Annotated in this window: 20 protein-coding genes and 1 other RNA gene; 7 read left to right on the plus strand and 14 right to left on the minus strand. The window is 71.1% G+C overall.

The features are described from left to right. Positions 1–10: 10 nt before the first annotated feature. Positions 11–919 carry an aldo/keto reductase gene (locus QQX13_RS02115; protein WP_301152327.1) on the plus strand — a complete coding sequence of 303 codons (909 nt, stop codon included), beginning with the start codon at positions 11–13 and terminating at the stop codon, positions 917–919. A gap of 83 nt (positions 920–1,002) precedes the next feature. Here QQX13_RS02115 and QQX13_RS02120 read toward each other — a convergent pair whose 3' ends face one another. From QQX13_RS02120 to QQX13_RS02130, 3 genes are read right to left on the minus strand one after another with little or no spacing between them, the layout of a single operon-like run. Continuing rightward, positions 1,003–1,377, minus strand: coding sequence for a DUF2255 family protein (locus QQX13_RS02120; protein WP_301152329.1), 375 nt, complete (start codon positions 1,375–1,377; stop codon positions 1,003–1,005). Then, positions 1,377–1,772 carry a cupin domain-containing protein gene (locus tag QQX13_RS02125; RefSeq protein WP_301152330.1) on the minus strand — a complete coding sequence of 132 codons (396 nt, stop codon included), beginning with the start codon at positions 1,770–1,772 and terminating at the stop codon, positions 1,377–1,379. Before QQX13_RS02125 ends, QQX13_RS02120 begins: the two co-directional genes overlap by 1 nt. Beyond that, the gene (locus QQX13_RS02130; RefSeq protein WP_301120496.1) at positions 1,769–2,104 is read right to left on the minus strand and encodes a carboxymuconolactone decarboxylase family protein; all 336 of its coding nucleotides are present in this window, start codon (positions 2,102–2,104) and stop codon (positions 1,769–1,771) included. The genes QQX13_RS02125 and QQX13_RS02130 overlap by 4 nt, the downstream gene beginning before the upstream one ends. 145 nt (positions 2,105–2,249) lie before the next feature. Between QQX13_RS02130 and QQX13_RS02135 the strand changes: the two genes are divergently transcribed. Next, positions 2,250–3,131, plus strand: coding sequence for a helix-turn-helix transcriptional regulator (locus QQX13_RS02135; protein WP_301152331.1), 882 nt, complete (start codon positions 2,250–2,252; stop codon positions 3,129–3,131). On the opposite strand, the gene QQX13_RS02140 is transcribed toward QQX13_RS02135, so the two are convergent. From QQX13_RS02140 to rnpB, 6 genes are all read right to left on the minus strand, one after another. Beyond that, entirely contained in the window at positions 3,124–4,239 is a 1,116-nt protein-coding gene (locus QQX13_RS02140) for an ROK family transcriptional regulator (protein ID WP_301152333.1), read from the minus strand. The two genes, QQX13_RS02135 and QQX13_RS02140, sit on opposite strands and share 8 nt — an antisense overlap. Positions 4,240–4,344: 105 nt before the next feature. Next, entirely contained in the window at positions 4,345–6,477 is a 2,133-nt protein-coding gene (locus tag QQX13_RS02145; protein ID WP_301152334.1) for an alpha-galactosidase, read from the minus strand. Between the two features lie 68 nt (positions 6,478–6,545). Beyond that, the gene (locus QQX13_RS02150; protein WP_301152335.1) at positions 6,546–7,913 is read right to left on the minus strand and encodes an ABC transporter substrate-binding protein; all 1,368 of its coding nucleotides are present in this window, start codon (positions 7,911–7,913) and stop codon (positions 6,546–6,548) included. A gap of 101 nt (positions 7,914–8,014) precedes the next feature. Then, positions 8,015–8,953: a carbohydrate ABC transporter permease gene (locus tag QQX13_RS02155; protein WP_367305450.1), complete on the minus strand. Its 939-nt coding sequence runs from the start codon at positions 8,951–8,953 to the stop codon at positions 8,015–8,017. A 1-nt stretch (position 8,954) separates the two neighbouring features. Beyond that, on the minus strand, positions 8,955–9,869 hold the full coding sequence (locus QQX13_RS02160) for a carbohydrate ABC transporter permease (protein WP_301120570.1): 915 nt from the start codon (positions 9,867–9,869) through the stop codon (positions 8,955–8,957). A gap of 194 nt (positions 9,870–10,063) precedes the next feature. Continuing rightward, positions 10,064–10,438, minus strand: an RNA gene (gene rnpB / locus QQX13_RS02165) — RNase P RNA component class A. A gap of 81 nt (positions 10,439–10,519) precedes the next feature. Between rnpB and QQX13_RS02170 the strand changes: the two genes are divergently transcribed. Together QQX13_RS02170 and QQX13_RS02175 are read left to right on the plus strand one after the other, a co-directional pair. Continuing rightward, on the plus strand, positions 10,520–11,701 hold the full coding sequence (locus QQX13_RS02170; RefSeq protein ID WP_301152336.1) for an aminotransferase class I/II-fold pyridoxal phosphate-dependent enzyme: 1,182 nt from the start codon (positions 10,520–10,522) through the stop codon (positions 11,699–11,701). Between the two features lie 26 nt (positions 11,702–11,727). Beyond that, positions 11,728–12,501: a YaaA family protein gene (locus QQX13_RS02175; protein ID WP_301152338.1), complete on the plus strand. Its 774-nt coding sequence runs from the start codon at positions 11,728–11,730 to the stop codon at positions 12,499–12,501. Between the two features lie 15 nt (positions 12,502–12,516). On the opposite strand, the gene QQX13_RS02180 is transcribed toward QQX13_RS02175, so the two are convergent. Beyond that, a complete protein-coding gene (locus QQX13_RS02180) occupies positions 12,517–13,296 on the minus strand; it encodes an SDR family NAD(P)-dependent oxidoreductase (protein ID WP_301152339.1) in 780 nt (259 codons plus the stop codon). Between the two features lie 153 nt (positions 13,297–13,449). Between QQX13_RS02180 and QQX13_RS02185 the strand changes: the two genes are divergently transcribed. Together QQX13_RS02185 and QQX13_RS02190 are read left to right on the plus strand one after the other, a co-directional pair. Beyond that, complete coding sequence (locus QQX13_RS02185) at positions 13,450–14,508, plus strand: LLM class flavin-dependent oxidoreductase (protein ID WP_301120480.1); 1,059 nt, start codon at positions 13,450–13,452, stop codon at positions 14,506–14,508. After that, the gene (locus QQX13_RS02190; RefSeq protein ID WP_301152340.1) at positions 14,505–15,176 is read left to right on the plus strand and encodes an NADPH-dependent F420 reductase; all 672 of its coding nucleotides are present in this window, start codon (positions 14,505–14,507) and stop codon (positions 15,174–15,176) included. The genes QQX13_RS02185 and QQX13_RS02190 overlap by 4 nt, the downstream gene beginning before the upstream one ends. Positions 15,177–15,229: 53 nt before the next feature. Here QQX13_RS02190 and QQX13_RS02195 read toward each other — a convergent pair whose 3' ends face one another. After that, positions 15,230–16,270, minus strand: coding sequence for a zinc-binding dehydrogenase (locus QQX13_RS02195; protein WP_436968553.1), 1,041 nt, complete (start codon positions 16,268–16,270; stop codon positions 15,230–15,232). Positions 16,271–16,437: 167 nt separating this feature from the next. Here QQX13_RS02195 and QQX13_RS02200 point away from each other — a divergent pair, with 167 nt between their 5' ends. Next, on the plus strand, positions 16,438–17,292 hold the full coding sequence (locus QQX13_RS02200) for a formate/nitrite transporter family protein (RefSeq protein ID WP_301152342.1): 855 nt from the start codon (positions 16,438–16,440) through the stop codon (positions 17,290–17,292). 3 nt (positions 17,293–17,295) lie between these two features. On the opposite strand, the gene QQX13_RS02205 is transcribed toward QQX13_RS02200, so the two are convergent. The 3 genes from QQX13_RS02205 to QQX13_RS02215 form a co-directional block, all read right to left on the minus strand. Then, positions 17,296–18,336, minus strand: a complete 1,041-nt coding sequence (locus tag QQX13_RS02205) for a zinc-binding dehydrogenase (protein WP_301152343.1) — start codon at positions 18,334–18,336, stop codon at positions 17,296–17,298. A gap of 157 nt (positions 18,337–18,493) precedes the next feature. Then, entirely contained in the window at positions 18,494–19,321 is an 828-nt protein-coding gene (locus QQX13_RS02210; protein WP_301120469.1) for a histidine phosphatase family protein, read from the minus strand. After that, the gene (locus QQX13_RS02215; RefSeq protein WP_301120467.1) at positions 19,318–20,055 is read right to left on the minus strand and encodes a zinc ribbon domain-containing protein; all 738 of its coding nucleotides are present in this window, start codon (positions 20,053–20,055) and stop codon (positions 19,318–19,320) included. Before QQX13_RS02215 ends, QQX13_RS02210 begins: the two co-directional genes overlap by 4 nt. Between the last annotated feature and the right edge of the window lie 11 nt (positions 20,056–20,066).

Genomic DNA, 20,066 nt, shown 5'->3' on the forward strand with positions numbered 1-20,066 from the left:
AAGGAGCACCATGGCCCTCGACCAGAACTACACGCTGAGCAACGGCGTCGAGATCCCGACGCTGGGACTCGGCACCTGGTTCATCACCAACAGGAACGTCGTCGATGCGGTGAGATCCGCGATCGCGCTGGGCTACCGGCACATCGACACCGCGCAGGCCTACCGCAACGAGCAGGGCGTCGGCGAGGCGGTCCGCACCAGCGGCGTCCGCCGCGAGGACGTCTTCGTGACCTCGAAGGTCGACGCCGGCGCCAAGTCCCACGCCCGGGCCGCCCGGTCGATCGATCGGTCGCTGCAGACCATGGGTCTGGACCACATCGACCTCATGATCATCCACTCGCCGCAGCCGTGGAACGCCTTCCGTGGCGACAAGGCCTACTTCGCGGAGAACATCGAGGTGTGGCGCGCTCTCGAGGACGCCTACCGGGCGGGCAAGGTCAGGGCGATCGGCCTGTCGAACTTCGAGCAGGCGGACGTCGACAACATCGTCTCCCACTCCTCGATCACGCCCATGGTGAACCAGGTGCTCGCGCACATCGGCAACACCCCGTTCGACCTCATCGACCGCATGCAGGGCGCGGGCATCCTCGTGGAGGCGTACTCCCCGATCGCCCACGGTGCGCTCCTGGGCAACCGCGCGGTGGAGGCGATCGCTCACAGTTACGACGCGACGGTGCCGCAGCTGTCGATCCGGTACGCGCTCCAGCTGGGACTGCTCCCGCTCCCGAAGACAGCCGACCCGGAGCACATGAGGAGCAACGCCGAGCTGGACTTCGAGATCAGCGACGAGGACATGGAGGCGCTGAGGTCCGTCGCCCCGGTCACCGACTACGGCGACGCGAACATGATGCCGGTGTACGGGGGCAGGTTGACGCTCGGCAGCATGGCGAAGATGGTCGCAGCGTCCTTGCGTCGCTGAGATCGCCCATCCCGGTCGTCACGCGGCTGGGCCCGCGTCGCCTCCCTCTCCGGGTGGGCGACGCGGGCCCTGCCGCGCGCGGGTCAAGCGATCGGCGCGATCCTCACCGTCGCCTCCCGGGTGCGCGCGCTGACCATCGGCGGCAGGTAGGGGCTGTCGGCGTACTTGGCGCGATACGCCGCGTCGATCGCCGCATCGGCCTCGCCGGCGGCGTCGACGAAGGCCACGTCGGTCACGCGTCCCGCCGCGTGGATGCGGCCTGCGCCCTGAGCCATGGCGGCGCGGTACCACCGCGACCGTCGGCCGTTGTACGCGCGGACGTACAGCGCATCGTCCACCACCACCGACCAGATCCAGGTCGGGGTGCCGTAGGTCGTGCCGTCCTCACGGAACGGTGAGATCTTGAGGTCGTCGCTCGCCGCGATCGAGGCGAGGACCGCGGGGTCCCAGGCAGCCATCAGCGCCCCAGCTCCTGGTCCGTGACGTGCTCGCCCCAGACGGTGCTGGTCGCCGGGTCGGTGCCCTCGAGCAGCGCCAGGTGCTCCATGAAGGAGTCGGGCGCGGCGGCGTGCCAGTGCTCCTCGCCCGGCGCCGTGTAGAGGGTCTGACCGGCCTTCACCTCGATGATGGTGCCGTCGCGGCCGCCGAAGTACGCGGTGCCGTCGGTGACGTGCAGGTACTGGCCGTGCGCGTGCGAGTGCCACGCCGTGCGCGCGCCGGGGGCGAAGCGGACCTTGGCGAGCACCGCGCGCTGTTCGGGACCGTGCGGGACGGCGATCAGGTCCACCCAGACGTCGCCGGCGAACTGCTCCGGCGGGTTCTTCATGGTGGGGATGGCAGGCTCGATGTTCATGCGGGGGTCTCCTCCGTGTCGATGATCTGCTGGGCGAGCGTGAGGGCGGACACGGCGCGCGGCCACCCGGCGTAGAACGCGACGTGCGTGATGGCCTCGATGACCTCATCGCCGCTGAGGCCGTTCGCGAGGCCCATGGGGATGTGGGCCCTGAGCTGATCGACGTTGCCCGCCGTGACCAGGCTGGTGATGGTCACCAGGCTGCGGTCGCGCGGGGACAGCGCGTCCGTCCGCGCCCAGACCTCGCCGAACAGGACGCGGTCGGTGAGGTCGACGAACGTGGGTGCGAAGTCCCCCATCATCCTCTGCATCGGTGTCTGCTGATCTGGCATCTCGGCTCCTTCCGTGGACGGCGGTGACAGGTCGCACCGCGCGATGACTCCAGGACACCCCCGTCCGGCCGATCGGACCAGGCTCTGTCAGAGGTACCTCTGGCAGAACCTGCCACCCACACGCGCCGCCGCCTACCGTGGTGCCATGACCACACGTGAAGAGGTGCGCGAGTTCCTGGTCTCCCGGCGCGCCAAGGTGACCCCCGAGATGGTCGGGCTGCCCGCCGGCGGCGCCCGCCGCGTGCCGGGGCTGCGGCGCGGAGAGGTCGCCGTGCTCGCGGGCGTGAGCGTCGAGTACTACACCAAGCTGGAGCGCGGCGACCTGCGTGGCGTCTCGGACGAGGTGCTCGAGGCCATCGCGTCGGCGTTGCGGCTCGACGAGGCCGAGCGCTCGCATCTGTTCGACCTGGCCCGCCACGCGAACGTGGGGACCCGTCCTCGCCGGCGGCCCTCCCCTGCCCGGGGCGTGCGGCCCAGCCTGCTGCACCTGGTCGACTCGATCACCGAGGGGGCCGCGGTGCTGGGGAACCTGCGCGGTGACATCGTCGCGACCAACGCGCTCGCACGCGCCCTCTACGACCCCGTCTACCGGTCGCAGCAGGACCCCGTCGGCTACCCACGGTTCATCTTCCTCGACCCCGCCTCGCGCGACTTCTACCCCGATTGGGAGCAGATCGCGGACGGCTCGGTCGCCAGCATGCGGACGGTCGCCGGACGGCACCCGTTCGACCGCACCGTCACGGACCTGGTGGGCGAGCTGTCGACGCGTTCCGAGGATTTCCGCACCCGATGGGCCCGGCACGACGTGCGCCTGCACATCGAGGGCATCAAGCGCATCCATCACCCGGTGGTGGGGGCGCTGGAGCTGGAGTACAACGTGGTCGAGCTGCCCGCCGACGACGGCCTCAACCTGACCGTCTACACCGCGGCCCCGGGGTCGGACTCGGCGGAGAAGCTCGCGCTGCTCGCGAGCTGGTGGGCGTCCGAGAGGTCCGCCGTGGAGGAAGCCTCCCGAACGATCAGCTGACGGGCGCGCTGACCAGCCCCCGCAGCGACGACTGGATCGCCACCGTCGCGGCACCGCGCGCCCAGCGGGAGAAGCCGGAGCGGTCGAGGCGGAGATCGAGAGGATGCGCGTCCGGATCGCGGTCCTCGTCGAGCTGGGCCCTCATGGCCTCGCCCGCGACGTCCAGCACGGCCAGGCCCTCACCGCTGAGCACGATGGTCTCGACCATCGCGAGATTGGCGACCAGGCCGAGCAGGCGTCCCACGCCACGGGCCGCGGACGCGATGATCTCGGTGCAGACAGGCTCGCCCTCCCGAGCCAGGTCGAGCACCTCGCCGAACGTCACGGTCCGCTGGAGCCCGATGCTCGCCTGCGCGACGATGCTGGGGATGGTCACGAGCGCGGTGGAGCAGCCGCGGTGCCCGGCGAAGCAGCGTGGGCCGCTCGGGTCGAGCGGGATGTGCCCGGCGAGACCGAGTCCCATGTCGCGGGTGCGGACCACACGGTCGTGGCGCACCATGCCGAGCCCGATCCCGGCGCCGATGGTCACCACCGCGAAGTCCTCGAGCCCGCGGGCCTCGCCGAACCAGTGCTCGCCCGCCGTCAGCGCGGAGAGGTCGTTGTCGATCACCACGGGAGCGCGGACCTCCGCCTCGACCAGCGGCCCGAAGGCCACGTGGCGCCAGCCGAGGAACGGCGCCCGGTCGACCGTGCTGCCATCCGCCGCGCTGCCACCGAGCGACACCCCGACACCGACCAGCGCGCGTCCGCCCGCGAGCTCCAGCAGCAGGGACGCGACATCGCGAGCGACCTCGGCGGGCTCGTGAGAGGTCAGGTCGCGCTTCTTCGCGGCGACCTCGTTGGCGAGCATGTCGGTCACCACCGCGAACACCTCGTCCCCGGTGAGCTTCGCGCCCCCGTAGAGGCGGTCGCCGGGTGCGCCCACGAGCGGACGCGACGGCCGTCCGGGACCTTCGAGCGCCTCGGATGTCTCGTGAACGAGTCCGCGATCGATGAGCGGCTTCACCGCGCGCGTCATGGTCGACTGCGACAGCGAGAGCCGTGACGCGAGCTCGGTGCGCGAGACGGGACCGTGCACCAGGATCGTGCTGAGGGCGGCGAGCTCCACGTCCCCACCTCGCGCGCCGAGCGTCTCCGTGCTCACCGTGGTCCCCCGACTCCCTTGTGTCCGCTGCTCAGGATGCCACAGCCCCCGCCGCTCCGGGCCGACCTGTCACGACACGCGCTCGACGACCACGAGCACCGCCTGCTCGGGCCAGAGGACTGGCGGGCGCAGCCCCACCGACGCGAGTGCGGCGCCGCTGACCTCGAGCCCGTCGAGCCACGCGGGCCCGCGCCGCTGGACCGTGGCGGGCTCCGCGAACTGCTCGGCCCTCACGCGGTACCTCGCGGCCGGGTCGAGACCCGGCAGGCGGAACGACGCGGGGGTGGTCCCGGACGTGGTGGTGCACTGCACGTACGCGAAGATCGCGCTCGCCTGGTCGTGCGCGACCACGCCGTGGACCACGGCGCTCGGATCGGGATGCTCGACCCGGACCACCCGGCCGCCATGCAGCAGCCCTCGGTGGGCCCGGTAGAACGCGGTCCACTCGCGGAGCGCGGACAGCTCCTCCTCGGTCGCCTCCAGCAGGTTCCACTCGATTCCCGCATGCCCGAACAGCGCGGTGACCGCACGCATCTGGATGCCGTGGCGCCGACCGGTGCCGTGCGAGATGGTGGGCCCGACGTGGGTGCCGAGCATCTCGGGCGGGATCACCAGCGACGTCCAGCGCTGGATCTGCTGACGCTCGAGCGCATCGTTCTGGTCGGAGGTCCAGAACCGATCGGCGTGGAATGCCATGCCGAGGTCGATGCGGCCGCCGCCGGAGGCGCACGACTCGATCTCGAGGCCCGGGTTCCGGTCCTTGAGCTCGTCGAAGAGCCGGTAGAGCGCCTCCGTCTGGCGGCGCACCGCGGGAACGCCCTCATGCCCGGGGTCCGTGAGGAACCGGTTGTGGTCCCACTTGATGTAGTCGATGGAGTGCTCGGAGATCACGGCGTGGACCTGTGCGAGCACGTGCGCGTAGGCCTCGGGATTCGTGAGATCCAGCACCAACTGGTGACGCGCGAGCGGCGGCACGCGGCCCGGCACCTGCAGGATCCAGTCGGGGTGGGCGCGGTAGACGTCGGAGTCGGGGTTGACCATCTCCCCCTCGAACCACAGCCCGAACTGCATGCCGTGCTCGCGCACCGCGGCCACGAGCGGCCCGAGCCCGTCGGGCCACACGTCGGTCGAGACGACCCAGTCGCCCAGGCCCGACCAGTCGTCGCGGCGCGAGCCGAACCAGCCGTCGTCGAGCACGAACCGCTCGACGCCGACGGAGGCCGCGGTCGCGGCGAGGCGCGACAGCGTGTCGAGGTCGTGGTCGAAGTAGACGGCCTCCCACACGTTCAGCGTGACCGGGCGCGGCGTCGACGGGTGCGACGGGCGCGAGCGCAGCCAGGCGTGCGAGCGGGCACCCAGCCCGTCGAGACCCTCGTCCGAGTAGACGGCCGCAAGCGTGGGCGCACGGTACGTGGCGCCGGGCTCGAGCTCGGCCTCGCCGGGCTCGATCAGCTCGCCGGCGCCCAGCGCGGCCCGGCCGGTGACGGCGCGCTCGGCGAGGTGCCGGGAGCCCCCGGACCACAGGAGGCCCAGGCCCCAGGCCTCGCCCGCCTCGGTGGTCGTGGTCGGCGTCAGGGCGCACTGGACGATCGTGTAGTCGTGGCCCGAGCGGCCCTCGCGGCTCTCGCGCAGCCGCAGGCCCGGCGCGAACGCCAGCCTCTGCGGCTGACGCTCCTTGAGCCACCGGCCGGTGAAGTCGAGCGTCTCGGTCGCACGATCCGGCACGGGCAGCCAGAGCGCGAGCTCGTCGAGGGTGTACACCGTGTCGCCGTCGTTGGTGAGCGCGGCGTCGATCAGCAGCACGCCCTCGGGGCTGAGCGCCAGCGCCAGCTCGAGCGACACCTCAAGCGCCGCGTCGACCAGGGCGACCGTGCAGGCATCGTCCGTCATGGTCACTGCGGTCACCGTGAACAAAGGCGAGAAGCCGGTGGCGGCGCGGTGGCCGCGGATCGCCGGCCTGCCGGTGAATCCGCGCGCGGACTCGCGCAGCATGCCGGGGTCCACAGGCTCGTCGAGGTCGCTGTGCGGGATACCGCCGTCCTTCAGCGCGCGCAGCGCATCCGCATCGACGTCGCCGAGCGGCGCGCCCCAGTGCAGGACGACGGGGTAGCCGGAGGCCAGGTCGAGCACCAGCTCGACTCCGGCGCGGCGCAGGGTGACAGCTCGCGCGGCTGGGGTCTCGACGGCGGGGGTGACGGCCATGGGGGTCTCTCCTGAGGGAAGGGCTCCTCCGCCGGGACGGGTCGCGTCCCGGCGGAGGAGCGTGGGGATTACTCGAACAGCGCGTTGACGCTCGCGTTGGCGTCGACCAGGGTGTCGGTCCCGGCTGCGCCGGACATGATCGCCTCCATGACGGGCGTCATGATCGCGTTGACGTCGGACTTGAAGTCCGTGATCGGGTACAGGACGGTGGTGCCGTCGTCGACGTGACCGGTGAACGCGCCGACGTCGACGCCCTTGGCCTCGAAGGCGGCGATCGCCTTCTCCGTGGAGGTCTTGACCGCGGGGAACACGACCGCAGACTCGGCGACCACGTCCTGGCAGTCCGCGGAGCCGAGGTACTTGACCCACTCCCACGCGGCGTCGGGGTTGTCCGTGCCGGCCACGATGTTGTCGGCGAGGCCGTTCAGCATCGACCAGCTCGAGCCGTCGGGGCCGACCGGCGTCGGGGCGACGGCCGGGGTGAAGGTGTCGCTCGCGGCGCCGAACACGTAGCCGGTCATCCACGAGCCGTTCGGGACCATCGCGGCCTTGCCCGCGATCAGCTGGTCGGCCCAGCTGATGCCCTCCTGCGCAGCGAAGGTGGGCATGTAGCCCTTCTCCACGAGCGAGTACCACCAGTCGATGGTCTCGGCGAACGCCGGGTCGTCGTAGTTGTAGCTGGTGCCCCAGGCCTCATCGGTCTGCGCCCAGCCCAGCGACGCGGTCAGGAAGGTCCACTGCGTCTGGCCGTCGGCGCCGCCGGAGCCCTCCATCCAGAGGCCGTAGGTCTCGACGCTGTTCTTGTCGAAGCCGGCCTCGTCGCCGCGCACACCGTTGGTGTCGATGGTCATGTGGGCGATGAACTCCTCGTAGGTGCCCCCGTCCTCGGGGTTCCACGTGAGGTTCTGGAGGTCCTCGGCGGTGTAGCCGGCGGCCTCGGTCATCTGCTCGTTGTAGAACAGCGAGATGGTGTCGAAGTCCTTGGGCAGGCCGTACTGCTCGCCCTCGGGGCTCTGCCACAGCTCGACCAGGCCGTCCTGGTAGATCGACATGTCGAGGCCGTCGCGCTCGATGTACTCGTCGAGGGCGAGCACCTGTCCGTTCTTCTGGAACTCGGGGTAGTAGGCGACGTGGCTGGTGAAGACGTCGTAGTTCTCGCCCGAGACGAAGCCGGTGGTGATCTTGCTCCAGTAGTCGTCCCAGCCGATCTGCTCGATGTCGACCACGTACTGCGGGTTCGCGGCGGCGAAGTCGTCGGCGCACTGCTGGTAGGCGGGCAGCTGGTTCGAGTCCCACAGCCCGTAGCTGATGGTGGTGACGTCGCCGCCGCCGTCGGTGCCGGAGCTCGAGCCGTCGTCGGAGCCGCCGCTGCTGCAGCCGGCCAGGGCGCCCACAGCGAGTGCGAGCGTGGTGCTGAGGATGATGGACTTCTTCATCGAGGTCCCTCCTTGGGTGTGTGGTGGTGGGGTGGGATGGGTGGTGCGGGAGGAGATGCGCCGGGTGGCGCCACCGGGACGATGCGGCGGGCGGACGCCCGCTACTTCACCCCGGACGATTGGATCGAGCCGACGATGCGGCGGCCGAAGATGAGCACGAGGATGAAGATCGGGATCGCCGCGATCAGCGAGCCGGCCATGAGGCCCGCCCAGTCGGGGCTGCCCTGCGGCGTCTGGGAGCGGAAGATGCCCAGGCCGACGGTGAGCAGCGTCGACTCCTCGGTCTGGCCGATCAGGAGGGGCCAGAGGTAGTCGTTCCAGTAGAAGATGAACTGGAGGATGCCGATGGTGATGATCTGCGGCATGACGATCGGCAGGGCGATGCGGGAGAAGATCCTCCACTGACCGGCTCCGTCGATGACCGCGGCCTCGATGAAGCTGCGGTTCACCCCCAGGAAGAACTGGCGCAGGAAGAACACGACGAAGGGTGAGAAGAACATCGCCGGCAGCGCGATTCCGAGGTAGCTGTTGAGCAGCCCGAGGTCGCGCACCAGGAGGAAGTTCGGGAGCAGCGTGAACATGCCCGGCACGAGCAGGGCGACGAGGAAGATCCCGAAGACCACCTCGCGGCCGCGCCACTCGAGGATCGCGAACGCGTAGGCCGCCATCGCGCTGAGCAGCACCTGGAAGACCGTGATCAACGTGCAGACGATCACGGAGTTGATGAGGTACTGGGCGAAGTTGATGTCCCCGACGGAGCCGCCCTCCGCGAGCGCGTCGGCCGTGGACTGCAGGCCGAGCACACGCTGGATGGGGCCGAGCGTGGTGTCGACCGGCAGCAGGCTGAGCGGCTCGGAGAACATCGACCGGTTGTTGCTGAGCGCGGTGCGGAGCATCCAGTAGAACGGGAACAGGGTGCCGGCGACCACCAGGCCGATCGCGGTCCAACCCAGCACGCGCGCGATCGGGTTGCGGTGGTGTCCGACCGGGCGCTGCTTGCGTCCGGCACGGCGTGTGGGGGCGGGGGTCATGGTGGCCATGTCAGCGCTCCAGATCCGACTGGTTGGCGCGAAGCACCCGCATCTGCACGAGCGCGATCACCGCCAGGATGATCATGAGGATCACGGACAAGGCGCTGGCGTAGCCGAAGTCGAACCGGGTGAACGCCCTGTCGTAGATGTAGTAGGTGATCGCGTTGGTCGCGTCGACCGGGCCGCCCTGCGTGGTCACTGCGATGGTGTCGAATATCTGGAAGGACCCGACCACGGTGACCACGAGCACGAAGGCGAGCACGGGACGCAGCAGCGGCATCGTGATCGAGCGGAACACGCGCCACTCCCCCGCGCCGTCGACGGCGGCGGCCTCGTAGACGTCGCCGGGGATGGCCTGCAGGCCGGCGAAGATCAGCAGGGTGGTGTACCCGAGGTGCCGCCACACGTTGACCAGCGCGATGGTGGTCATGGCGTACTGCTGGTCGCCGAAGAAGCCGATGCGATCGAGCCCGATCGCGTCCAGCGCGGAGTTGATGAGGCCCAGGTTGTAGTCCGCGAGCCAGTACCAGACCAGCGCGACGATCACGTTGGCGATCAGGTAGGGAAGCATCACCACGCCGCGGATCACCATCGACTTGGTGAAGCGGTGGAGGAGCACCGCGAGGCCCAGCGCGGCGATGGTCTGGACCACGATGTTGATGAGGACGTACTGCAGCGTGACCACCATCGAGCGCCAGAACACGGGATCGCTCCCGATGCTCTGGTAGTTCTCGAGACCGACCCACTCGGGGTCGCTCAGCAGGTTGTAATCCGTGAAGCTGAGGTAGATGCCGCGCACCGCCGGCCACGCGAAGAACGCGATGAAGCCCAGCAGCGCCGGAAGCAGGAAGAGCAAGGCCGGGACCAGCTGTCCACGCTTGCGGGAGACCTTCGCCTTGCGGCGAGGGGTCCCCGTGAGAGGCATCGTTGCCACTCGGATCACCTCCGAATAACTTTCGTCTTGAAAGCAATCTACGGGCAGCCGAGGGGGCCGTCAAGTCGAAATCATCGAAAGTGGGCGCCTATTGCTCTCGTTTTGGTAACAACAAGGTCACGATGACACGCTCTCGCCCACGGAGCGAGCGATCCGCGGCACGCGGGAGCAGGCGGGCGTGAGAGCGGATGAGCTGGCCGATACGCCGGGTTCTGTCTCCCGGCCGCGTCACCGCGACCGGGGGGCGGCCATCCATCTAGGCCGTGGATTGCTCCACGGCTCAAGCAACCTACCCGAGTGCTCGGGCGAGCAGCCCTCGAACGCACCCTGTCTGGTCTTGCTCCGGGTGGGGTTTACCTTGCCGCTCCTGTCACCAGTCGCGCGGTGAGCTCTTACCTCACCCTTTCACCCTTACCTCGCTCCCGAAGGCGCGAGGCGGTCTCCTCTCTGTGGCACTGTCCCGCGGGTCACCCCGGGTGGCCGTTAGCCATCACCCTGCTCTACGGAGCCCGGACGTTCCTCGGGACCCCGAAGGGTCACGCGACCGCCTGGCCAGCTCATCCGCGCCTCCAGGATACCGGGGACGATGCGCGGGTCGGGTCCGCGCATGCGCCAGGATGGGAGCGGGACAAGGAGGAACGATGCGACCATCCCGCCGAACGCTCGCCATCGAGCCGTTCCACGCGATGGCGTTCGGCGACCTCGCGAGCGAGCTCGAGGCCGCCGGCCACCGCATCGTCCGCCTGAACCTGGGCGAGCCGGACTTCGGCGCGCCCGCAGCCGTCCGCCGCGCGATGGTCGAGGCGATGGACGGCCGCCCGCTGTCCTACACTTCGGCGCTCGGGATGCCGGCGCTCCGGTCAGCGATCGCCGGGTTCTACCGCGACCGGCACGGCGTCGACCTGGACCCCGCCCGCGTCGCGATCACGATGGGTGCCTCCGCCGCCCTGGTGCTCGCGATCGCCGCAACGGTCGACGAGGGTGACGACGTGCTCATGGCCGACCCGAGCTACCCCTGCAACCGCCAGGATGTCGCCTCGTTCGGAGGCCGGGCGGTCACGATCCCCACCTCGCCCGCGACGCGCTTCCAGCTGACGCGTGACCTGATCGAGCAGCACTGGACGCCGGCCACCCGCGTGGTGATGGCGGCGACGCCGTCGAACCCGACCGGCACCTCGATCCCGCCCGCCGAGCTCGCCGCGATCTGCGACCTCGCCCGCGAACGCGGCGCGTGGCGGCTGATCGACGAGATCTACCTGGAGACCGCCGACCCCTCGCCCGACGGCACGCCGCAGCCGACCGCGCTCGCGCATGACCCCGACGCGATCGTCGTGAGCTCGTTCTCGAAGGCCTTCGGCATGACGGGCTGGCGGCTCGGCTGGATGGTGCTGCCCGAGGCGCTGGTCGACCCGGTGGAGCGGCTCGCGGTCAACTACTTCCTCTCCGCAGCGGCGCCGGTGCAGATCGCCGCGCTCGAGTGCTTCACCCCGGCCTCGCTCGCCGAGGCGGAGGGCCGGCGCCTCGACCTGCTCGGGCGTCGGCGGCTCATGCTCGACGGGCTGGCGCGCATCGGCCTTCCCGTCGAGGTCGAGCCCGACGGCGCCTTCTACGCCTTCGCGGACGTCTCGAGCACCGGGATGGACGCCTGGATGTTCTGCGGGCGCGCGCTGCGCGAGGCGCACGTCGCGCTCACGCCCGGCCGGGACTTCGGCACGGCCCACGGCGACACCCACGTGCGGCTGTCCTACGCCGCGAGCGCCGAGGACATCACGCTCGGGCTCGAGCGGTTGGGACGCTGGCTCGACACCCTGCGGTCCGGGTGACGCGCCGCGCCACTACCCTGGTCCCCGTGCTGATCCTGCTCCCGCCCTCCGAGGGCAAGACCGCTCCCCCGACCGGCGACCCCGTCGACCTGGACGCGCTGAGCCACCCGGGGCTCGCGCCGCACCGCCGCCGCGTGGGGGACGCCCTCGCCAAGGTCAGCGGCCAGCGCAACGCGATGCAGGTGCTGGAGGTCGGCGCCTCGCTCGCCGGCGAGGTCGAGCGCAACCGCACGGTGTGGGACAACCCCGCGGCGCCGGCCGCGCGCGTCTACACCGGAGTGCTCTACGACGCCGCCGACATGGCCGGCTGGGATGCGTCGACGCTGGATCGCGCGTCGTCCCGCCTGCGGACCGTCTCCGCGTTGTGGGGCGCCGTCGCGCCCGGCGACGCCATCCCGGCCTACCGCCTCTCGATGGGAACCTCGCTGGGACGGATCGGCGGCCTCGCCGCCTTCTGGCGCCCGCGCCTGAGCCCGGAGCTGGACGCGCTCGCCGACGGCGGCCTCGTGATCGACTGCCGCAGCGCGTCGTACGTCGCCGCCTACCGCCCCACGGACGCGCTATGGGTGAGCGTCGGAGTCCAGCGGGAGCTGAACGGCAAGCGCGCCGTGGTCAGCCACATGGCCAAGCACACGCGCGGCCTGCTCGCGGCGCACCTGATGCGGGACGATGCGGCGCCCGAGAGCGCCGCCGACCTCGCCGATGCGGCGGCCGGCATGATCGGCGATGCGCTGGTCGACGTGGCGCTGACACCCCGGGCCAAGGGTCCCGACGAGCTCACGCTCGTCATCGCGGGCTGATCGCCTCCGCGCCCGTCAGAGCAGGTTCATCCCGCCGTCGACCGCGATCGTCTGGCCCGTGATGAAGCCGCAGGTGAGGAGGAACAGGTACGCCTCCGCCACCTCGCCGACCTCGCCGGTGCGCCCGAGCGGGATGGTCGCCGCCATCTGACGCTGGGTCTCGCGGACCTCCGCCTCGTCGTGGTCGCGCCACAGCGGCGTCGCCGTCCATGTGGGGGCGACTGCGTTGACCCGGATGCCGCGCGGCGCGAGCTCGAGCGCCAGCCCGCGCACCATGGTGGCGATCGCCTGGTTGCCCAGGTAGGCGCCCGACGCGGTGTGGGGCGCGCCCCCGGTGCCCGCGGTGAACGTCATCGAGCCGCCGTCGTTGAGGTGGGGAGCGAGCGCACGGGCCAGGCGGAGGTTGTCGAAGACCTTGTCGTCGACCGCGGCGCGGATCTCATCGAACGGGGCCTCGAGGAACCCTCCGCCCATGGCTCCGCCCAGCGTCGAGACCACGTGGTCGACATCGCCCGCGATCTCGATCAGCCGCTCGAGGCCGTCCTCCGTGGTCGCGTCGAGCGCGAAGGCCGTCGCCTTGCCGCCGACGCCGCTCGCCTCATGCGCGACGGCGTGGGCCTTCGCGGCGTCGCGGCCGACCACGATCAGCCGCGCGCCCGCCGTGGCGGCGTCGACCACCACCTGGCGGCCGAAGCCGGAGGAGCCGCCGACGACGAGCACGGTCGAGTCCGTGAGCGCGCCAGGCGTCACGCGCGGACGCTCGAAGGTGGACGGGGGCACGGGCACACTGGTCATGACGGTCCTTCCGATGGGGTTCTTCCTCGGGAACGATTGCGCGGCGCCAAGGATTCCGCGGTGGACGCGTCAGCGGCCGCGGCAGGAATAGCGCGAGGCCAGGCTACGCTACTTAGTTGACACCTCAACCACCTGCGACATCGAGGAGCCCCCATGAGCACGCCCGCGTCGGACGTGAAGTTCGGCATCGAGACCTTCGGCGACCTGCCGCTGCACGACTCCGGGGAGCCGATGACGCATGCGGCGTCCCTGCGCCAGGTGGTCGAGGAGGCCGCGCTTGCCGACCAGGTCGGCATCGACGCGGTCGCGCTCGGCGAGCACCACCGCGCGGACTTCGCGATCTCCTCCCCCGAGATGGTGCTGGCGGCCATCGCCTCGCGCACGGAGAAGGTGACGCTCGGCTCCGCCGTCACGGTGCTGTCCTCGGACGACCCCGTGCGCGTGTTCCAGCGCTTCTCCACCCTCGACGCCGTGTCCAACGGTCGCGCCGAGGTGATCCTCGGGCGCGGATCCTTCACCGAGTCCTTCCCGCTGTTCGGCTACGACCTCGCCGACTACGAGGTCCTGTTCGAGGAGAAGCTCGAGCTGTTCTCGCGACTGCTCACCGAGAAGCCGGTCACGTGGTCCGGGACCACCCGCTCCTCCCTGCACGAGGCCGACGTCTATCCGAAGACGGACTCCGGCGCGCTCACCACCTGGGTCGGCGTGGGGGGTTCGCCCGAGTCGGTCCTGCGCACCGCGCGCTACGGCTTCCGCCTGATGCTCGCGATCATCGGCGGCGACCCCGGCCGCTTCGCCCCTTATGTCGACCTGTACCGCCGCGCCGCCGAGAAGTTCGGCACCACGGCGCACCCGGTCGGGATGCACAGCCACGGCTTCGTGGCACCCACCGACGAGGAGGCGCGCGAGTCCTACTTCCCCGGCTACAAGGCCATGCGGGACCGGATCGGCGCCGACCGCGGCTGGCCGCCGATGACCCGCTCGCAGTTCGACGCGGAGGTCACCTACGGGTCGCTCTACGTGGGCTCGCCCGCGACGGTGGCGGCGAAGATGGCGGCCGCGATCGGCGCCCTGGACGTGAGCCGCTTCGACTTCGTCTACACGGGTGGCGGCGCGATGCCGGCGTCCTCCCGCATGCGCGCCGTCGAGCTCTTCGGCACCGAGGTCGTCCCGCGGGTCCGGGAGCTGCTCGCCGACGGCGGCGCGGCGTGAGCGCGGTGCGGACCGTCGGCATCCTGGGCGCCGGCAAGCTCGGCACGGTGCTCGCCCGGCTCGGCGTCGCCGCCGGCTACGAGGTGGTGGTCGCCGGGTCCGGCGACCCGGAGCGCATCGAGCTGACCATCGAGGTCCTCTCCCCCGGCGCACGGGTCGCCACCGCGCGCGAGGTCGCGTCCCAGGCCGACGCGGTGATCCTCGCGCTGCCGCTGGGCAAGCACCGGACGGTTCCCGCAGACGCGCTCGACGGCGCGCTCGTGATCGACGCGATGAACTACTGGTGGGAGGTGGACGGCGTGCGGGACGACCTGACGGACCCCCGCACCACCTCCTCCGCGATCGTCGCCGCGCACCTGCCCGGCGCGCGCCTCGTCAAGGCGTTCAACCACATGGGCTACCACGACCTGGACGAGGGGTCGCGGCCGGCGGACCACGCGGACCGGCGAGCGATCGCCCTGGCCGGCGACGATGCGGACAGCATCGAGGCGGTCGCCGACCTGATCGACTCCCTCGGCTTCGACCCGGTCCCGATCGGGACTCTCGCCGAGGGCAGGCATCTCCAGCCCGGCACCCCCGCGTTCGGCGCGAACGTGGACGCGGAGGCGCTCATCGGCCTGGTCGACCGCCACCGCGCATCGTCGACCGCGGGAGCCTCGCTCACCTGAGCGCCGTCGTGCCGTTCGGGTCGCCTCCCGGCGAGCCGAACGGCACGCTTGGGTCACATTGCCGGGTCCACCATCACCTTGAGGGCCTCGCGGGCGTCCATGGCGGCGTAGCCCGCGGGGACGCCGTCGAGGCCGACCGTGCGGTCGAACACCTTGCCCGGATTGATGGTGCCGTCGAGCACGTCCCGGATCGCCTGCTCGAGGTAGGCGCGCACGGGGGCGGGACCGCCGGCCAGGCGCGCGTTCTTGCCGAAGAGCGAGCCGAACCCGATCGGGGCCTCCTCGTACTGCGGCACGCCCACGCGCGAGATGATGCCGCCGGGGCGGACGATGCCGTACGCCTGCTCGTAGGCGGGCATGTGGCCCACGGCCTCGAGCACGACGTGGCTCCCCTCGCCGCCGGTGAGCGCCATGACCTTCGCCACGCCCTCGGCGCCGCGCTCGGCGACCACGTCGGTGGCGCCGAACTCGCGGCCCAGATCGGTGCGCGAGACGTGACGGCCCATCAGGATGATCCGCTCCGCGCCCATCTGCTTGGCCGCGAGCACCGCGGACAGGCCCACGGCACCGTCACCGATCACCGTGACGGTCTGCCCTGGCTGGATGTCCGCCATGAACGCGGCGTGGTAACCGGTCAGGTAGACGTCCGACAGCGCGAGCAGCGACGCGAGCAGCTCGTCGGAGGCGGTCGCGGGGTCCACGCCCGGGACCACGACGGCCGAGCCGTCTGCCTGCGGCACGCGAGCGTACTCGGCCTGGAGCCCCGGCGTGTCCGGGGTGCCGTACCAGCCGCCGTGCGGGCAGGCCGTCTGGAAGCCCTCCTGGCAGATGGCGCAGGTGTTGTCCGCGTACGCGAACGGCACCACGACGAAGTCGCCCTTGGTCAGGGTGGTGACCGCGGTGCCGACCTCCTCGACCACGGCGATGAGCTCGTGTCCCATCCGGATGCCGTGCTCCGAGCCGGGCATCGAGTGGTACGGGTGCAGGTCGGAGCCGCAGATGCACGCGCGCACGGTGCGCACGATCGCATCGGTGGGCTCCTGGAGGGTCGGGATGGGGGCGTCCTCGACGCGGACGTCGCCCGCGCCGTACATGAGTGCAGCCTTCACTGGTGGATCTCCTCGATCGGGGTTGTGGGGACACCATCAGCGTCGCGGCGCGGGACGATGCGCGGGAGAGCGGGAGGACACGGGTACCGGCGGTACCCCCCAGGGGTCCGACGGTCCCGCCGACGAGGCCGCGCACTCGGTACGGTGGTGCCATGAGCGACCCGAGCCACCTGTTCCCAGGCAAGACGTTCATCTCCACGGTGCTCGACGCTCTCGACACCAAGACGGAGATGAGCGGCGGGCTCGCGCGCGTCTACCTCATGCGGGCGGCCATGGCCGGGGTGATCATCGGCATCATGTACCTCACGAACTTCGCGGTGATCGCGGCGTTCGAGAGCGCGAGCGACGGCTCGCTGGTCAACCTGGGCAAGCTGCTGGGCGCGCTGATCTTCGGGTTCGCCCTGGTGTTCATCTACTACTCGAAGTCCGAGCTGCTGACGTCGAACATGATGATCGTCTCGATCGGCCTGTACTGGCGTCGCATCAGCCCGCTGCGCTCGCTGCGGGTGCTGGCGATGTGCTACGGCGGCAACTTCGTCGGCGGCCTGGCGCTGGCCCTCATGATCGCCGGCTCGACGCTCGCGTCGGGCGCGATGGGCGACCAGCTCGACGCCTCGGTCGAGCACAAGCTGTCCTACTTCGACAGCGGTCTCGCGGGCGTCTCCGACCTGTTCTTCCGCGCGATCCTGTGCAACTTCATGATCAACCTGGGCATGCTGCTGGTCTACAACGGCCTCATCAAGGAGGACCTGACCAAGGCGATCGTGATGATCATGAGCGTCTTCGTGTTCGCGTTCGTGGGCTTCGAGCACTCGGTGGCGAACACGGTGGTGTTCACCGTCGCCGCGCTCACCCACGGCATCGACTACGGCCTGGCCCTCGCCCAGCTCGGAGTCGTCCTGCTCGGCAACTTCGTCGGCGGCGGCCTGCTGATCGGCTGGTACTACGCGTACGCCAACGACGACCGCAGGTACCTGCGCAAGCGCGGCGCCACGCCCACGGAGTAGTCGCTACAAGCTCGGGTCGACCATCACCTTGAGCGCGCGGCGCTCGTCCATCGCCGCGTAGCCCGCCGGCACGTCGGCGACGCCCACCGTCATGTCGAACACGCGACCCGGATCGATGGCGCCGTCCAGCACCTTCGGGATCGCCGCGTCGATGTACGCGCGCACCGGCGCCACGCCGCCGGTGAGGGTGACGTTGCGCGAGAACTGGGAGCGCGAGGACACAGGATCGGTGGCGTACTGCGGCACCCCGACCCGGGAGATCACGCCACCCGGGCGCACGATGCCGTGGGCCTGCCGGTACGCCGGCTCCAATCCCACCGCCTCGAGGACCACGGGGCTGCCGGCTCCGTCCGTGAGGTCCAGGACCTCGGCGATGCCGTCCTCCCCGCGCGCGGACACCACGTCGGTCGCGCCCCACTCGCGCCCGAGGTCCGTGCGGACCTGGTGACGCCCCATGAGGATGATGCGCTCGGCGCCCATCTCGCGTGCCGAGAGCACGGCGCAGAGCCCGACCGCGCCGTCGCCGATGACGGTGACCGTCGCGCCCGGCGCGACGCGCGCCATCGCCGCGGCGTGCCAGCCGGTGAGGTACACGTCGGACAGCGTGAGGAGCGAGGCGAGCAGCGCATCGTCCGCCGCGGCGGGGTCGACGCCGGGGACCGTGACGGCGCTGCCATCGGCCTGCGGCAACCGGAGCGCCTCGGACTGACCGCCGGCGAGGAAGCCGCCGTTCACGCATGAGGTGTGGACGCCGTCGCGGCAGTGCACGCACGTGTTGTCCTGCGTGGCGAAGGGCATGATGACGAAGTCCCCGGGAGCGACGGTGCGCACCTCGGGCCCGACCTCCTCGATGACGCCGATCGCCTCGTGCCCCTTGAGAGATCCCTGCTCCGTCGGCTCCATCGTGTGGAACGGGTGCAGGTCCGAGCCGCAGATGCAGCCGCGGACCACGCGCACCACCGCATCCGTCGGGTCGACGATGCGCGGGTCGGGGACGTCGAGCACGCGGACGTCGCCCGCGCCGAACATGTAGGTGGCCTTCATGGCTCCATTCTCGCGGCCGCGTGAGGCGGCGCGAACCACCGACGCGGCACGGGGCCCGAGCGCCCGGGAAGGCCGCCGGATGCGGACCATCGCGCGCTGTTGCGGCGGAGAGCGGAACGGCCCGGAGGGACACCCGCCTCCGCCAGCCGGAGCTCCCCTACTCGACGGGGATGCCGACGGCGAGGACGTGGGTCTCCGCGATCGATCCGTCCTGGCGCGCGCGCACCTGGAGGATGCTCTGCGACGCGGGCGAGGGCCAGATCGCACCCCAACGCGCAGGGTCCATGCCCAGCGCCATGCCGACGGTCGACTTGATCGCCACGGCGTGGGACACGAGCGCGAGGCCACGCGGCACGTCGCGACCTGCCAGGCACTCCGCGGCGTGCGTGGCCGCGAGCTCGCGCACCAGTCCCCAGGTCCGGGTCCCGACATCCGCGATCGCCTCGCCGCCGGGCGCGGCGATCTCCGCTCCGCGCCACGCGTGGATGGCATCGCCGTCACGCTCGACGATCTCGGGGACGGTCAGCCCCTCCCATTCGCCGAACACGACCTCGCGCAGGCGGTCGTCCGTCTCGACATGCGCGCCCAGGCGCCGGCCGATCGACCCGGCGGTCTCCTGCGTGCGGATGATCGGCGACGCGATCACGCGCGTGACGTGCGGCAACTGCAGCCAGGTGCGCCTCCCCATCGAGTACAGCGCATCGGCGGCCTTCGCGGCCTGGACCCGTCCGGGCGCGCTGAGCGGCGGGCCGGGCACCCCGCCGCCGGACATGCGTCGGGACGTGGTCATCTCGGTGACGCCGTGGCGGACCAGGACCACCGTGAGCGGCGCGACCAGGTCCTCCTCGTTCGGGGAGAACGGCGACTGGACCTTGGGGGCGGCGGGCGCGGGCGACGACGCCGCCGGGTCCGATCCCAGGTCGGTCCCGTCGTCGTAGTGATGCGGCCGATGCGGCACCGGCGGCTCGACCTGGGTGTCGGTCACGCGCCGGCCCCGCGCACGAGGATGCGTCCGCACTCCTCGCAGCGGACCACCGCATCGTCCGGGCGCCCCTCGATGTCGCGCAGGTCAGCCGGGTTGAGCTTCATGCGGCAGCCGAGGCATTCGCCGTGCTGCAACGCGGCCGCGCCGATGCCGCCGTGGCTGGCCCGGAGCTTCTCGTACAGCGCCATCATGTCCGCGTCGAGGTTGAACGCGGCGGAGGTGCGCTGCGCGGCGAGCTCGACCAGCTCGGCGTCGATCTCCTCCCACGCCTGGTCGCGCTCGGACTCCAGCGCGGTGACCTGCGCCTGGATCGCCTCCACCTGCTCCTTGGCGGACGCGAGGGCCGCCTCGGCGGTCTCGAGCCGGTCCATCGCCTCGAGCTCGACGTCCTCGAGCGCGCTCTGGCGACGCTTGAGCACCTCGAGCTCGCTCGCCAGCGCCTGGAGGTCCTTCGGCGTCCCCTGACCGGACTCGAGCCGGGCGGTGTCGCGCGCGGCGCGGGAGCGCACCACCTCGACGTCGTCCTCGGCCTTCGCCACCTCGCGCTTGATGTCGGAGACCTCGGTGCTGCGGGCGACGCGCTCCTCGTCGAGGTCGGTCAGCCGTGCCCGCAGCTCGGCGATCTGCTCGACCACGGGCAGGTGGTCGCGGCGGTGGCGGGCCTGCTGGGTGCGCAGGTCGAGATCCTGCACCTCGAGAAGGCGGATCTGGTCGGTGACGGGTGCAGAAGGCACGGATGCTCCTC

It is taken from the genome of Demequina lignilytica (genome assembly GCF_030418375.1).
GTDB lineage: Bacteria > Actinomycetota > Actinomycetes > Actinomycetales > Demequinaceae > Demequina > Demequina lignilytica.